The following is a 15283-nucleotide window of genomic DNA, read 5'->3' on the forward strand; positions in this document are numbered from 1 at the left end:
ATTTTAACATAACCTGGTTGTGGGACAAAACATTCAAAATTCCAAGCCATGTTCTGTTTCTAGTTTTTTAACGAAAGACTCGTCTTTGCTGGGCTGGTCTTTGTTTTGCTCATCGTTATCATGATCATGACGATGGTCAGCGGCAAGATAAGTGTACATTGTCGGTACTACGAAAAGAGTAAAGACAGTACCTATTAATAGTCCAGCAGAAATAACCAAACCTATATCGAAGCGACTTACAGCACCTGCGCCGCTAGCGATTAATAGCGGTAATACCCCAAAAACCATCGCTGCAGTGGTCATTAAAATAGGACGTAGGCGAATGGCCGCTGCCTCTTCTACAGCTGCCCGGCGGTCAAGTTTTTTCTCTCGTTGCAATTGGTTGGCAAAGTCCACAATTAAAATACCGTGTTTACTAATTAAGCCGATCAAGGTAATAAGACCGACTTGGGTATAAATATTAATTGAGGCGGCGCCTAAGTTAAGCGGGATAAGCGCACCGCAAATTGACATGGGCACACTAATGAGGACGATCAACGGATCTCTAAAACTTTCATATTGAGCCGCAAGAACTAAGAAAATAACTATGATTGCTAAAAAGAATGCAAAAATAAGGGCATTACCTTCCTGAATAAATTGCCTTGATTGGCCGCCATAATCGGAGCTAAATCCTTTCGGTAGTAGCTTATCTGCTTGCTCTTGTAAGTAGGCCAACCCTTGTCCTAATGTCGTGCCTGGCATCATGACCGCTTGGATGGTCGCTGAATTAAGTTGTTGGAAATGAGACACTGCGTTGGGTTGAATTTTTTCCTTGGGAGTGACTACCGTTGAGATAGGCACCATACTTCCTGAGGCAGTTCGCAAAAAGATTTGCCCCAATTGCTCTGGAGTCAAGCGATAGGGTCTATCCAATTGTGGAATGACCTGATAACTACGCCCTTGTAAGTTGAAGTAGTTGATGTAATTTCCAGATAAAGCACTGGTTAAACTACTACCTAAGGCTTGCATATCCAAACCGAGGTCCGAAGCTTTAGAACGATTAATTTGAAACTCGATTTCGGGCTGATTGAACTTCAAACTGTTATCCATATAAACAAAAAGACCACTTTTTCGCGCTTTATCAATTAATTGATTTGAAAGATCAAATAAGGTTTGAAAGTCATTCGTGGTTTTGATAACAAACTGAACGGGTGTACCACTGCCTCCACCAGGGAGAGGGGGGGGAATCACGGCAAAGGTTTTAAGACCTGCAACTTCATCCAATTTTTGTTGTAGAGGTCCTTTTAATGCGAATTGAGTGCGCTCACGTTTATTCCAGGGTTTTAATACCATACCCGAAATAGGTGAACTCATATTCACGGTAAAGTAATGCTCAGTTTCAGGAAAACTTTTATAAATATCATCAAAGGGTTTGGTGTAGGCTTCGAGATAATTAATTGTGGCATATTGGGGTGCTTGACCGACGACAAAGAAAAATCCTTGATCTTCTTCTGGCGCTGTTTCTTCCGGTGTATGAGAGTATAAATAAGGTAACATCAACAACACTGCGGCAGCGAGCACCAGTATGATTTCACGAGTATTTAACAGACTATGTAAGGCTCGTTGATACTTTATTTTAAGTTTATTGAATTTCTGATCAAGAAACTGGACTAACCCTCCACTGGAAATATCGGCAGAGAGAATTTTCGAACACATCATGGGCGTGAGGGTCAGGGCAATGATGCCGGAGATAATGACTGCACAAGCCAGAGTAAAAGCAAATTCTTTGAATAAAGCACCCGTCAACCCCCCCATAAATCCAATCGGTGCATACACGGCAGCCAAAGTAATTGTCATAGCAATAACAGGGATGGCAATTTCCCGCGCCCCAATGAGCGCTGCTTGTAAGGGCGTAGATCCCTCTTCGATATGCCTATGAACATTCTCAACCACGACAATCGCGTCATCGACAACTAAGCCAATGGCCAAGACAAAGGCGAGGAGGGTTAGCAAATTAATCGAATAACCTAAGAAGAGCATGAGCGAACATACCCCAATTAACGATAAAGGAATGGTTACAACTGGAATAATGACCGAACGGAATGATCCCAAAAATAAGAAGATCACCAAAATAACAATGACTGCAGATTCCACGATGGTGTGGATGACTTCATCAATAGAAGCACGAATAAAATCCGTCGCATCATAAACGATTGTTCCAGTTAATGAAGGCGGAAATTCGTGCTCAATACTCGGCATTACTTTTCGGACGTTGGTAATTACGGTTAAGGGGTTAGCAGTTGGAGTGGGGCTAATAGCAATGAATACCGCCTTTTTGCCATTAAAACGCACAGAATTATTGTAGTCTTGTGAACCTAATTCGACTCGAGCAATATCATGTAAGCGAATGATCGAATTGTTATTGGCTCGCACAATTAACTGACTAAATTCCTCGACATTGTTTAAATCCGTTTTGGCGGTCATGTTGAGAGCAACATATTCACCTTTGGTACTTCCTGCAGCCGTGAGAAAATTGTTGTGGGCTAACACATTGGATACATCGGAGGGGGCAATATTCATTGCGGCCATTTTAATCGGATCGAGAAATATGCGCATGGAGTAGGTCGCGCCGCCGAGAATTTCAGCCTTTGCAACTCCGTCCACGGTTTCAATTTGGGGTTGTACAACACGCGTTGCATAATCCGTAATTTGTTGAGGCGTCATTTCTTGGCTATCAAGACTGATATACATGAGAGGTGTTGACGTATCTGAACTTTTAACAATGACAGGTTGTTGAGATTCTTGGGGTAATTTATTAATGGTTTGCTGAACTTTAGACATCACATCAGTGAAAGCAACTTGCGGATCAAAGTTTAATTTAATCGTCAGAGTAATTGTACTCAGGCCTTGAACACTAGAAGAAGTCATATAATCCACACCTTCAGCACTGGCTACAGCTGCTTCGAGAGGAGTGGTGATGAAACCTGCGATTAGATTAGCGTCGGCGCCAGGGTAACTGGTGGTGATGGTGATTACAGTATTGTCCATGCGAGGGTATTGGCGTATTTGCATGGTTAAAATTGAATTTAAACCGAATAAAAAGATTAGCAAACTGACCACGGTTGCAAGAACAGGACGTTTGATAAATAAATCTGTAAATTTCATGATTATCCTGGTAAAAAAATTAGTAGGTTGGGCCTTGGCCCAACCTTCCATCGAATGCGAACAACAGCTTACTGACTCAAGGTTGCAGGTTTAACCATCTCGTCAAGCTTAACGCTATTATTAATGACGACCCGCGTTCCGTTTTGCAATTTTAATTCACCTGAGCTCACCACTTGCTGACCGTTGCTGATACCTTTTTTAATAATCGTATAGTTGCCTTCCTGTTCACCGGTGTTCACGAAGACACGTTTCACTTTTAAAATATCTTTCTCATCTTTATCCTTACCGCTTTTTTCAATGACAAAAACAGAATTACCATAAAGGCTGTAGGATATCGCTGTGGAGGGTAAAACGACGACATCAGGGATCTGAGGTTGCTCCACCGCGATGGAGGCAAACATGCCTGGAATGACGGCAAATCGAGTTATGTGATTGGCAGAATTTAATTGGCTATCGCAGCTGATGATCTTCTTTTCCCCATCAGGCTGCTTTCTTACCTTGATTAAATTGGATTCGCGCATTGAATTAATGCTGTCAAAAGGGCAATTCGGTAGAGTGGCTTGGACAAGAATATTATGTGTATTGGTATCGACTTTAGCGTTAATTGCTGTGATTTTGCCTTCAAATAAAGTATTGGGAAACTCTTCTACACTAAATTGAATACCTTGATTGATATGAATACGCTTCAATAATTGCTCTGGTAAATGGAATTCAAGGTAGAGCGGATCGAGGGATTGTAGCGTTACAATAGCTGTTTGTCCGGGGGTAACATATTGTCCAAGATTGACTTGGCGAATCCCCAATAGGCCAGAAAAGGGCGCAACGATGTGTTTTTTCTTAATTTCTGCTTCGGTACGCTCAACATTTGCTTGTGATTGCTGAAGACTAGCGGTCGCTTCATCCACAACCGAGCTTGACGTAGCTCCTCGTTTAAACAAATCGGCTTGGCGTTTGTAATTGAGTTGTCTAAGTGACAGTTCGGCTTGGTTAAATTTTAAGGTAGCTTGGTCCACACGATCGTCGATATCAATTAAAGGACTGCCTTCCGCAAGATATTGACCGGATTCAAAATGAATTTTAACGATTTTGCCTGAGGTTTCAGAATTAACATCAACTCCATTGATTGCGACAAAATTACCGACAGCGGATAAATGAGGTTGCCAATTCCTTTGTACTGCCGTAACTGAAGAGACACTTACTGGCGGCGGCTCATAGCTTGCAAAAAAGCGTTTAATCATAAAACTTTTAAAAAGGTTAAAGCCAATAATTCCCCCGAATACGATACCCAAGGCGCTTATCATGATAGTCATGCGTTTTGTCATTTGTTTCCTCAGAAGGGGGGGATAAATTGCGTGACTAAATATACCATATCTTATTGACAGAAGAAGCTATTTATTCGGCACGTCAATGATTATAAAAAAAACCTGTTGACTAAATTAAAGTCTTTGTTAACATTTGGTCTCCACTAAATAGGGGACAATAATAATGAAGTTCAAGTCGTTGATTTTAGCTAGCTGCTTAGGTTTATTCTCTTCAGCTTATGCTGATCATAGCCACAGTTACCCGCAAACTAATAACACTCCATCGGCAAAGTCCGATTTAACAAAAGGGGCTACCTATCCAGGATATTGTGCAATAGAGATTGTAAATAATAGTTTTGATGGTGTATGGGTTTACGGTACTTTTGAAGATGGCACTTCCCTGAAGTCATTCTACATCCCGCGTTATGATACTCCTCATGTGATCCATTTAGACCACTATGATTATCGTTATGGTTATACCTTTTGCCATCACGGTATGGATATTTATATCGAAGACTATAGAGGCCGTGGTATTTATAATGAATACACTACTGATGGAACCACTATCGAAATCCGTCCTTCTTTCAATAATCAGCTAAAGGCTGAAGTTAAAAAGAAATAAGGGATATCTAGGTGATAACCTTGGTTGCAAAGGCACGTTAAACGTGCCTTTCTTTTAGGTTTCGACGATAAGAGGTTTTTATGAAGCGTTTATTTGTACTGTCATTGGTATTATTGCAGCCATTGAGCTCTTGGGCGATTACTAATCATAATTATTCAGTCGCGCAAGTTGTTAGCAACTCGGCTTCTTCTGCTCATCAACATGATCATGGCAAAGAAATTTCTCGGGCTCCCAATAGCCATCATCATGAGCGACAAGCTGTTATGGTACCTGGAGCACCACGCCATCATGGGCACAATTATGTAGCTCCGCACAGCCCTCGTATGCCTGCCTACGTTAAGAAAATTACCCCACGTAAGCATCATCATCGTGCAGAACTTCATACGCATGGTCATGACTAGTTCGTGACACTGTGGTAATCTTAGGTATTTCTTTGCGAAAAAGAAATATCTCAGTCACTGAGCAAGCTAGTGTATTGATGTTATACCTAGCTCTCAATCAGCTGAGCATTCTATAATTGTATAGTTATTTATAGGTTGAGGACTGGTTGCTATGTTTGATCGAAATGACACGATTGCGGGTTTTGATGAAGAACTGTCTCAAGCAATCGAAGCTGAGCGTGTACGCCAAGAAGACCATATTGAGTTAATTGCTTCAGAAAATTATGCGAGTCCACGCGTTTTAGAAGCGCAGGGTTCAGTTCTTACCAATAAATACGCGGAAGGTTATCCAGGTAAACGTTATTACGGCGGTTGTGAGTACGTTGATATTGCGGAGTCACTCGCTATCGAACGCGCAAAAAAATTATTTGCAGCCGACTATGTCAATGTTCAACCCCATTCAGGTTCGCAAGCGAATGCAGCCGTGATGATGGCTCTTCTCGTACCAGGCGATGTGGTTTTAGGTATGGCCTTACCGCATGGTGGTCATCTTACCCACGGATCTAAAGTGAATTTTTCTGGAAAATTATACCGCTCAGTAGAATATGGCGTGGATGTCAATACCGGTTTAATTGATTACGATGTGCTAGAACAACTGGCTGTTACCCACAAGCCTAAAATGATTATTGCTGGCTTTTCCGCTTATTCGCAGGTTCTTGATTGGCCGAGATTCAGGGCAATTGCTGATAAAGTAGGCGCGTATTTAATGGCGGATATTGCCCATGTGGCAGGTTTAGTGGCTGTTGATCTTTATCCCACACCGATTCCTTATGCGGATGTGGTCACAACGACAACCCATAAAACCTTACGTGGCCCAAGAGGCGGTATGATTATGGCTCGCGCCAATGAAGAGATTGAGAAAAAATTAAACTCTTCCGTGTTTCCTGGTATGCAGGGTGGACCTCTGATGCACGTGATTGCAGCGAAAGCAGTGGCTTTTGCTGAAGCCTTACAGCCTGATTTTAAATTTTATCAGCAGCAAGTTTTAAAAAATGCTAAAACCATGGCTGAGGTTTTAATAAGCCGCGGATATCCGATTGTGTCTGGAGGTACAGTAAATCATCTTCTTCTCGTCGATTTAATTGAGAAAAATATTACTGGGAAAGAAGCGGATGCAGCCTTGGGTCGAGCGAATATCACAGTAAATAAAAATACGGTACCTAATGATCCGCGTTCGCCCTTTGTAACGAGCGGATTACGTTTAGGAACTCCAGCCGTGACAACACGTGGATTTAAAGAAAAAGAGATTAGCGAATTAACGGGATGGATTGCGGATGTTCTTGATGATGTGAATAATGAAGCAACCATTAAGCGGGTTAAATCGCAGGTATTGCAATTATGTCGTGAATTTCCGGTTTATCTCTAATCATGCATTGTCCATTTTGTCATGCCGAAGACACAAAAGTTGTCGATTCGCGTTTAGTTGCAGAGGGTGCGCAAGTGCGCAGGAGGCGTCAATGTCTTTTGTGTCATGAGCGTTTTACTACTTTTGAGTCGGCTGAATTAATCATGCCGTCCATCATTAAACGTGATGGACGGCGTGAGCCTTTTAATATTGATAATTTACGTGCTGGAATGCTACGGGCCCTTGAGAAAAGACCCGTGAGCGTTGATGCCCTTGAAGAAGCAATGGTCACGATAATGCAAGAAATTCGACGCAGTGGTGAGCGAGAAATTGACTCTCGACAGGTTGGCGAGTTAGTGATGAAACAGTTGTTTCGCCTTGATCATGTTGCCTATGTGCGATTTGCATCAGTATATAAGCGTTTTAAAGACGTTAGTGATTTCAGACAGACTATCGATCAAATGAAAGACGATAGAACTTCAGAAATTCCTGATGAAAAATAGACCGTTAAATTAGCCTAAAAATAGTATTTTGAAGTATCTTGAGTATATCAATCGCTTCCGACGTTTTGCTCTAAACTTTAGCTAACTATTTTCATTAAAATAATGACAGAACTTCATGAGGTAATTGTGGAAAAACAATCAATTAAGGGGAAAAGGCGTGCTCGCAAGCTTGCTCTGCAAGCGCTTTATCAATGGCTGATGTCAGGGCACGAATTATATGAAATTGAAACACAGTTTCGCGTTGCAAACGATATGAGCAAAGTCGATTCAGAATATTTCTGTCGTTTACTTCATGGTGTACCAGAACAGGTGAATAGCTTGGAGGAAAGTCTAGTTCCTTTGCTCGACCGACCCATTCAAAGCTTAACTCCCATTGAGCTGACTGTATTACGTCTGAGCGCGTTTGAACTATGTTATTGTCCGGAAATTCCTTATCGTGTGGTACTGGATGAAGCGGTTTCTTTAACGAAAGAATTTGGTTCACAAGACGGTCATCGTTATGTTAACGGTGTGTTGAACAATCTGGCTAAAAAAGCCAGAGCAGTCGAAATTAGCCTGAATAATGAATGAGTTTTCATTAATTGATGTTTACTTCAAAAGATCTGCGCTTAACCGTGATGATGTGATCTATGGGATTGGCGATGACGCAGCCTGCTTAGCTCTCCCTGAGGGAATGGAACTACTGATTAGTACTGATACGCTGGTGGCAGAAGTTCATTTTCTTAGCAGTTGGGATGCTTACGATATTGCTTATAAAGCAGTGATGGTCAATGTGAGTGATATTGCCGCGATGGCAGCAAAACCTTGTTGGATAAGTTTGGCGCTCACTTTACCTGAGTTGAATCAATCGTGGTTAGCGCGTTTTTCCCAAGGTTTACATGACGCTTTGGGCCAGTTTGATATCGCTTTAATTGGCGGTGATACAACGCAGGGACCTTTAAGCATGACGCTCACGGTTCATGGTTTAGCTCCTGCAGGAAAAGCGGTACGCCGCAAAGGTGCCAAGCCAGGTGATAAAATTTATGTCAGTGGCGAGTTGGGAGCTGCTGCTTTAGCCGTGAATTTTCTCCAAAAAAATGAGCTTGAAGAAGGGGACAAAAAAGAGTTAATGCAAAAATTACAACGTCCTTGTCCTCGCGTTGACTTAGCAGAAATTTTACAAGAATCTGCCTCAGCCGCTATTGATATCTCAGATGGATTAAGCGCAGATCTAAACCATATTTGTGAAGCCAGCGGCGTGGGCGCCCATCTTTATTTTTCGACAATTCCTATTCATCCTTTGGTTAAAAAATATCAACAAGAGCAGGCGGTTTATTTTGCACTAATGGGTGGGGATGATTATGAGTTATGCTTTACTGTCCCTGCTGCAAAAGAAGCGAAATTTTTGGCGGTGCTTAACGAGGCGGGCTTAAATTGTTATTCGATTGGTGTTATTGAAGAAAAACCGGGATTACGGGTAGAAATGAAGGATGGGAAGGTGAAAAACTTTGTACCAAAAGGGTATAGCCATTTTTAGGTGAATAACTACCTGCTCGGACTTGGAGTGTTAAATTGTTATCCTGTGACAGAGTCATTCCATCGGATGACAATTGTGGAAATGACAATTCGTCGTAGGGATGATAATTCCTCATTTTAGCCTAAGGGCTATGAGGCCTTAGCCTAGCCTAGCTTATATAAGGAATATTTAATGAACTCTATCAATTTATCGAAAAAAGTTTGGCAAGATCCAATTTATTTTGTTGGCTTTGGTTTTGGCAGTGGCTTAATCCCGATTGCTCCCGGAACTTGGGGGAGTTTGGCGGCTCTGCCTTTGTATTTATTACTTGCGGGACTACCCTTAGGAATTTATTTATTCTTTGTCATTGGCGCTTTTTTTCTCGGCATTTGGGTCTGCAATAAGATCACGCGTGATTTGGGTGAAGAGGATTACTGCGGTATAGTCTGGGATGAGGTCGTTGGCTATTTGTTGACTATGACAATGGCACCGGTGGGATTGATTTGGATGATCATTGGTTTTCTCCTATTTCGTCTTTTTGATATTTGGAAGCCACAACCCATCCGTTATATTGATGAGCGAATAAAAGGAGGATTGGGGATCATGTTGGACGATGTTTTTGCTGCAGTACCCGCTTGGTTAATTATGCAATTACTTGTTTGGGGTTTTGTAAAATGAATGAAAACCACAAAGAGCTGCTCAGTATCAGTTTAACTGTCGCTATCGTTGCTCTGGCTGTATTTATCGTTCACCGATTTATTCCATCAATGATTTGGGCGGCTATTATCGTGATAGCAACCTACCCACTTTATAAGTATTGGCGGCAATTATTTGGTCATCGAGACAATCTTGCGGCCTTATTATTTACTACCGTTTTAGGACTAATTATCTTATTGCCTTTAAGCTGGTTAATTTCTATTTTGGTAACAGAAATACAGTTATTTATCAATTACTTACAGACGATTAACAAAGTCGGTGGGCCTGCACCTGAAGTGATTCAAAAATTTCCTATGTTTGGCAACGAGTTAATCAATTATTGGAATACACATATTAGCCACCCTGGTAATATTCGCAATCTACTCACGGATTTACATCTCTCACTAACGCCGGCTAGTTACTATATTAAGCAAGTGGGAATTAACTTAGCTCATCGTGGGTTTCAGCTTGGATTTACCTTATTAACCTTATTTTTCTTTTACCGTGATGGCGATAAATTATTTCAGCAAATCAATAAAATTGGTGAATATTGTTTAGGCGATCGTTGGTTTCGTTATGCCGACCGACTGCCTTCCGCCTTAAGAGGGACAGTGAATGGGACTATCGTTGTCGGTTTAGGCGTTGGTATTTTGATGGGGCTGTGCTATTTGTTAGTGGGTTTTCCAGCACCTACATTGGTGGGTTTTATCACTGCATTTGCGGCGATGATTCCTTTTGTTGTACCCATTATCTTTGTGATAGTTGCTTTAATTTTGCTCGCTAGCGGCTCTATGGTAGGTGCAATTATTGTCATTATTTGGGGAACCATAGTGATGTTTATTGCCGATCATTTTATTAAACCAGTATTAATAGGCGGGGCGATTAAGCTACCATTTCTCGCAGTGCTGTTTGGTATCTTAGGTGGTGTGGAAACGCTTGGTTTGCTTGGATTATTTGTAGGTCCTATTATAATGGTTTTGTTCATTACCCTTTGGCAAGAGTCTCAGGGAATTGGTCATGCCAGGATAATAAGCTGAAAAAATAAACAGTATATTGAAAAAATATGCAAATTATGGCATGATCATGCTTACAACTAGGCCTTGTATTTTTTTTATTTGACCCAATTTATCTGGATGTAACGAATTTTAATTACCCGTAGTCATGAAGTAGGGGGTGTGTATGAATAAAAGTTGGCCCACAAGGGATAAGGATATGAGCACTGCTCAACGTATCATGGAGGAATATGCAACGGAGCAAGAGACTGATTCCTTGGGATTGTTTGAATTAGTGGTCAATCAAGAAGAAAAACGGATGGATTATCGTCTTTCATCTTGGGTAGTCATGCTGGCCGATCATTTTAAAGCTCTCTATGGCGCCACCCGAGGGGATTTCATTACCCGTCAAGTGATTAGCTACTGCATCACCAAAGGCGAAATCCTACATTAAATGAATGTCTGAATAACCCGGTTATTAGCCGGGTCAGCGTTATTTGAACCGGGGATAGCAAAATAACTCTAATCCTTCTAAAATAGATAGATTCGCTTATCCTAAGGACAGGAAATGTTGGAATGGTCTTTTGTTGTTTTAATAACAGCCACTATTGTTGCAGCATATGGTTATACAAGGACTGCATCCACCTCAACTTACATCGCAAAACTAATCTTTTTTGTTTTTTTATTTCTTTTTTTGTTTTTAATTATTTTGAGTTTATTCAGCACAGCGCCACCGCCTCATGAGCAATCTAAGTTGCCACTGTAGAATTCAGAGCTGTCTACCTTTGGCCCATTCTTGAACTATAACTGCTATCCTTATCCTCATCCACTTCGGTGCCCAAATTATGTTTATTTGAAGAATCAAGTTGGGTGTGTAATGTACCATTTTTCGCCTTGTTTATTATTCCACCAATTGTATGTTTATTGATTAAATCAAGATTCTCTTTTAAAAAGTTGTTAAAGGTTTCAAGTTGCTTCACATTTAACTTCATCAACGGTTGACGATTACCGGCTATTGGAATGCTATTGACAGCCATTGTGTCAAAAATAGTTTGTAGTAGGTCAGCCTTATCTTTCAACTGCTCCGCATTATCAACAATATAATCAAAGGTGCGAGAATCGAGCTGATCATGCTCTGCTAAGGTTCCGAGCAGCTTTTCTATTGCAGCTAATTGAGGGTCTTTTAATTTCATCAGACGATTCATTTTATTTTGGCTAAGTGGGATCTCGCTTTTTATCAGCGCTTTCAAGCAATTAGTTAGAGGCACCGGGGCCGTTTTAAGCTTATTAATGTTATTAAGTATTTCTTTAAAATCATCGTTGCTGAGGGAGAGGTCATCCTCTTTTAAATTTTTTAAAATATCGGTGAGAGCTTTTAATTGCGGTACGGCGAGATTCATGACAGGTTGTCGATTACCGGGAAGCTTCATCTGAAGATCACGCATTGCGTCAAACACATTTATTATTGCGTCGACTTTGTCTTTATTGAATTTGCTGGCATTGTCAATAATATAATCAACGGTGCGATTATCTAACTTGTCATCCTTGTTGAACGCTTTAAAAAGCCGTTCAATATCTTCTAAGTTACCTGCTTTTACAAGGCTCTTTAATCTATCTTCGCCAATAGTTTTCCCTAGGCTAACGCCATTTTGAGTGAGGGTCTGGATAATTGAATTTAGAGCGTTGCTATTCACTGGGTTAAATTGAGAGATATTATCAAGTAGCACTTTAAACGAGCTTGGATTTAATTTTAAAGGGGTGGCTTGATTTAATAAATTATCCAAGACAGAGTGTAGATTATGAAGTTGGGTGGGATCGAGCTTCATCACCGGCTGTCTATTACCGGGAGTAGGAATTCCCAGTTGTTGCATAGCTTTAAAGACGTCGACAATAAGGCTCGCTTTTGTTTTATTTGATTCTAAATGGATGGTCGCAAGTGATTTTACATTGTCGACAATATAGTTAAAGGTTTTCTCATCTAATTCGCCTTCTTTGAAAGAACTCAATAGCTCAGCTACATTAACTAAGTCTTTATCGTCAAGTTTTAAGAGCACAGCTAATTTATCTTTTCCTATCATTTGAGTGAGCGGAATATTATTTGCTGTCATAGCGCTGATACATTGACTGAGAGAGGCGGTATTAGCCGCATTAAACTTGCCGAGATTATCTCGTAATACTTTAAAAGAAGCCGGGTCTAATGGACCAGTTAAGTGCCGCAACACGCTGTTTAAGGTGTTAAGTTGGGCTATAGGAAGCTTTATCAGTGCTTGGCTATTGTCTGGAATAGAAATATCGCGATCACGCATCTCGGCGAAAATTATTTCAATAAGTACAGCTTTTGTAATATTTTCGGTACTCGGATCATTTAAGGGACCAGTTTCAGCATCAATTGACATACCTAAGTCTAATGCACCTGCGTTCTTAACAAGATAATCGAAGGTATCTTTATCCAATTCGTTCTCTTTAAAGGCTGCTAAGACTGTGGCTACATTCGCTAAGTCTTTAGTGTCGAGAGTTAAGAGCATCGATAGTTTATTTTTTCCTAGCGTTTGAGTGAGTGGAATGTTATTCCTAGCCATCGCAGCAATGCAATAACTCAGGTTTTCAGTGTTATCGGGGTTAAACTCTTTAAGGTTATTAGGATCGCGCAACACTTTTAAAAAGTCTTTGTCTAAGGGTTTATCCTCTATTTTAGCTAAGACCTCATATAGAGTTTTAAGTTGTGTTGCGGACAAATTGATGATTGGTTTTCGGTGACCGACAGTAGAAATATCGAGTGTTTTCATCTGATCAAAAACGAGCTTTATCAGCTCTGCTTTAGTCACTTCTTTATCGTTAAGTTCTACTTTCACGTCCAATTCTAATTCGTCGGCATTGTCGACAATATAATCAAAGGTGCTTTCATTTAATTCACCTTCGTTAGCCGTTTGGAAATGAGCCAATACCTGAGCAACGTGAGGTAAGTTGACTCCAAGGGCTAAAAGTTTAGCTAATTTATCTCTTCCCAGTGTTTGAGTGAGTGGAATATTATTCTGCGCCATAGCGGCAATACAGGTCGTGAGATGCTCAAGGTTCTTGGTATCGAAATTTTCGACACTGTTAAGTATGGCAGCAAAGCTCTTCTCATCTAACTTATCGGGCGGGAAAACCTTTAATATAGAAACTAAGATTGGCAAATGAGCTTTTTTCTGCAAGAGAGTTTTTAAGGTATCTTTTCCAAAAGTTTGCGTCAGGGGAAAACCCTGCTTGTTCATTAGGTTGATGCATTCACCCAGAGCTTTGGCTTGTTCTTCAGTATAATCCTCAGAAGATATATTTTTTCTTAGTACATCAAAGGCATCTCTATCTAATGGGGGTTTGTTCGGAGTAGCTGTGATTTGATTCAGTACGAGGGCTAAGTTTTTTAAAGCTTTCTCTGCGTTTGGATCGGTTGCGGCTTGAATGCCCATACTCATCACAGGTTGTCTATTTTTTATAATAGGAATACCCACATTACCCATCGCTTTAAACACATCGGCAACTAGGCCAGCTTTGGCTTCCAGATTTCCGGCATTTTTAGTGACGTAATCAAAGGTTCTGGCATCTAAATAGCCCTCTTCATTTTTGTCAGCCTCGGATAGACTGCTTAAAATATCCTTGACGCCTTGTAACTGCTCATCGGTTAATTGTAAAAGCTGTAGAAATCTAGCTTCATCATCTTTAATAAAGGAAATACCATTATGTTGCATGATTTCCATGCAGTCACTCAGCAACCCAACTTGAGACTCTTTTATGTAATCGGCATATTCACTGAGAAGTTTGAATGAGTCCTGATTAAGTTTAAAGCCTTTGTTCTTGAGAGCGGAGAAAAGCTGATTAACTCCTTTAAAGTTAGCGTCTATGTTCATGATAAATTGTCGATTACCTTTTATTGGGACACCGAAATTCTCCATGTGCTCGAAAATCTTGACAATCTCTTCTACATTGCGGGATAGATATTTTGCATTTTTCTTATCCATGATGTAATCAAAGGTGCGGGAGTCTAAGGCATCATGAGTGGCTAACGCATCTAATAGTGTTTGAGCACCTTTCCAATATTGCTTGTCTAAGTCCAAAAAGCGCTGAATATTTTGTTTGAAGAGTCTAGAAGCGAGAGGAACATTGCTAGAAAGAGGAATATTGCTGTTTAGCATGGTGTTGATGGTGTTGCTAAGATGTGTCTGCTGTTCGTCCGATAAGTTGGCAGTTGCTGGTGATTTGATAATTAAATCAAAAGCATTTTGAGTAAGAGTTTTATCATCTGGAAGATTGTCAAAGATTTTAAATGAAGTTTGCAATTGATTGAGATTCATCGTTAAAAAGGATTTGCGAGAAATCCCTGCAAAATTCTTCTTTTTAGGTCCTTGCATTAGCTCGTATAATTTCTCTAACTGCTTTAATTTTGCCATTCCATCCACGTGCTGGGGATTGGTCTTTGTTAAAATACCAATTAAGCTGTCTTGATTTAATTCTTTTGAATCATCATAAAGTTGAAGTGCTTTATTCACTAGAGATAGGTTTGCTTTTATATCATTGAGGTCAGTTTGTATTACTCTCGTGCCTTTTAGCTTTAAATTTTCAATGTATGTTTTTAGCTGTTTTTCTTCTTCGTTATTGTCATTTAAATCCTCTAGCAATGTTTTTATGGTAACAGGCATAAACTTTTCTCCTACTTTGCTCGATTCCATTCATTTAGGCATAGGGGTTAGAGTGGATTTTTCGGTCAA

13 protein-coding genes are annotated in these 15283 nt (G+C 40.4%); 10 read left to right on the forward strand and 3 right to left on the reverse strand.

Annotation, left to right across the window (positions count from 1 at the left end; translation table 11 throughout):
* Positions 1 to 33: 33 nt before the first annotated feature.
* Together Ldro_RS06710 and Ldro_RS06715 are read right to left on the reverse strand one after the other, a co-directional pair.
* Positions 34 to 3144 (reverse strand): efflux RND transporter permease subunit, encoded by a 3111-nt coding sequence (locus Ldro_RS06710; protein ID WP_058495628.1) that lies wholly within the window; start codon positions 3142 to 3144, stop codon positions 34 to 36.
* Positions 3145 to 3212: 68 nt separating this feature from the next.
* Positions 3213 to 4466, reverse strand: coding sequence for an efflux RND transporter periplasmic adaptor subunit (locus Ldro_RS06715; protein WP_058495629.1), 1254 nt, complete (start codon positions 4464 to 4466; stop codon positions 3213 to 3215).
* A gap of 163 nt (positions 4467 to 4629) precedes the next feature.
* On the opposite strand from Ldro_RS06715, the gene Ldro_RS06720 reads away from it, so the two are divergent.
* From Ldro_RS06720 to Ldro_RS16990, 10 genes are all read left to right on the forward strand, one after another.
* Entirely contained in the window at positions 4630 to 5067 is a 438-nt protein-coding gene (locus tag Ldro_RS06720; protein WP_058495630.1) for a hypothetical protein, read from the forward strand.
* Positions 5068 to 5147: 80 nt separating this feature from the next.
* Positions 5148 to 5468: a hypothetical protein gene (locus Ldro_RS06725; RefSeq protein ID WP_058495631.1), complete on the forward strand. Its 321-nt coding sequence runs from the start codon at positions 5148 to 5150 to the stop codon at positions 5466 to 5468.
* 151 nt (positions 5469 to 5619) lie between these two features.
* Complete coding sequence (gene glyA / locus Ldro_RS06730; RefSeq protein ID WP_058495632.1) at positions 5620 to 6873, forward strand: serine hydroxymethyltransferase; 1254 nt, start codon at positions 5620 to 5622, stop codon at positions 6871 to 6873.
* Positions 6874 to 6875: 2 nt separating this feature from the next.
* Positions 6876 to 7355, forward strand: a complete 480-nt coding sequence (gene nrdR, locus Ldro_RS06735) for a transcriptional regulator NrdR (RefSeq protein ID WP_058495633.1) — start codon at positions 6876 to 6878, stop codon at positions 7353 to 7355.
* A gap of 126 nt (positions 7356 to 7481) precedes the next feature.
* Positions 7482 to 7925: a transcription antitermination factor NusB gene (gene nusB, locus Ldro_RS06740; protein WP_058495634.1), complete on the forward strand. Its 444-nt coding sequence runs from the start codon at positions 7482 to 7484 to the stop codon at positions 7923 to 7925.
* The gene (gene thiL, locus Ldro_RS06745) at positions 7918 to 8871 is read left to right on the forward strand and encodes a thiamine-phosphate kinase (protein WP_058495635.1); all 954 of its coding nucleotides are present in this window, start codon (positions 7918 to 7920) and stop codon (positions 8869 to 8871) included. The genes nusB and thiL overlap by 8 nt, the downstream gene beginning before the upstream one ends.
* 171 nt (positions 8872 to 9042) lie before the next feature.
* Entirely contained in the window at positions 9043 to 9528 is a 486-nt protein-coding gene (locus Ldro_RS06750) for a phosphatidylglycerophosphatase A family protein (RefSeq protein WP_058495636.1), read from the forward strand.
* On the forward strand, positions 9525 to 10583 hold the full coding sequence (locus Ldro_RS06755) for an AI-2E family transporter (protein WP_058495637.1): 1059 nt from the start codon (positions 9525 to 9527) through the stop codon (positions 10581 to 10583). The genes Ldro_RS06750 and Ldro_RS06755 overlap by 4 nt, the downstream gene beginning before the upstream one ends.
* A 142-nt stretch (positions 10584 to 10725) precedes the next feature.
* Entirely contained in the window at positions 10726 to 10992 is a 267-nt protein-coding gene (locus Ldro_RS06760; RefSeq protein WP_058495638.1) for a hypothetical protein, read from the forward strand.
* Between the two features lie 114 nt (positions 10993 to 11106).
* Entirely contained in the window at positions 11107 to 11304 is a 198-nt protein-coding gene (locus Ldro_RS16990) for a DUF1328 family protein (protein WP_058495639.1), read from the forward strand.
* A 13-nt stretch (positions 11305 to 11317) separates the two neighbouring features.
* Here the strand turns inward: Ldro_RS16990 and Ldro_RS06770 are convergent, their stop codons facing one another.
* Positions 11318 to 15214, reverse strand: coding sequence for a hypothetical protein (locus Ldro_RS06770; RefSeq protein WP_058495640.1), 3897 nt, complete (start codon positions 15212 to 15214; stop codon positions 11318 to 11320).
* Between the last annotated feature and the right edge of the window lie 69 nt (positions 15215 to 15283).

The sequence above is a fragment of the Legionella drozanskii LLAP-1 genome (assembly GCF_001467585.1).
Lineage (GTDB): Bacteria > Pseudomonadota > Gammaproteobacteria > Legionellales > Legionellaceae > Tatlockia > Tatlockia drozanskii.

What these genes read in the sequence shown, in the direction of transcription:
- Ldro_RS06710 (WP_058495628.1), bottom strand. Translation starts at nt 3,144, where the DNA reads ATGAAATTTACAGATTTATTTATCAAACGTCCTGTTCTTGCAACCGTG.
- Ldro_RS06715 (WP_058495629.1), bottom strand. Translation starts at nt 4,466, where the DNA reads ATGACAAAACGCATGACTATCATGATAAGCGCCTTGGGTATCGTATTC.
- Ldro_RS06720 (WP_058495630.1), top strand. Translation starts at nt 4,630, where the DNA reads ATGAAGTTCAAGTCGTTGATTTTAGCTAGCTGCTTAGGTTTATTCTCT.
- Ldro_RS06725 (WP_058495631.1), top strand. Translation starts at nt 5,148, where the DNA reads ATGAAGCGTTTATTTGTACTGTCATTGGTATTATTGCAGCCATTGAGC.
- glyA (WP_058495632.1), top strand. Translation starts at nt 5,620, where the DNA reads ATGTTTGATCGAAATGACACGATTGCGGGTTTTGATGAAGAACTGTCT.
- nrdR (WP_058495633.1), top strand. Translation starts at nt 6,876, where the DNA reads ATGCATTGTCCATTTTGTCATGCCGAAGACACAAAAGTTGTCGATTCG.
- thiL (WP_058495635.1), top strand. Translation starts at nt 7,918, where the DNA reads ATGAATGAGTTTTCATTAATTGATGTTTACTTCAAAAGATCTGCGCTT.
- Ldro_RS06750 (WP_058495636.1), top strand. Translation starts at nt 9,043, where the DNA reads ATGAACTCTATCAATTTATCGAAAAAAGTTTGGCAAGATCCAATTTAT.
- Ldro_RS06755 (WP_058495637.1), top strand. Translation starts at nt 9,525, where the DNA reads ATGAATGAAAACCACAAAGAGCTGCTCAGTATCAGTTTAACTGTCGCT.
- Ldro_RS06760 (WP_058495638.1), top strand. Translation starts at nt 10,726, where the DNA reads ATGAATAAAAGTTGGCCCACAAGGGATAAGGATATGAGCACTGCTCAA.
- Ldro_RS16990 (WP_058495639.1), top strand. Translation starts at nt 11,107, where the DNA reads ATGTTGGAATGGTCTTTTGTTGTTTTAATAACAGCCACTATTGTTGCA.
- Ldro_RS06770 (WP_058495640.1), bottom strand. Translation starts at nt 15,214, where the DNA reads ATGCCTGTTACCATAAAAACATTGCTAGAGGATTTAAATGACAATAAC.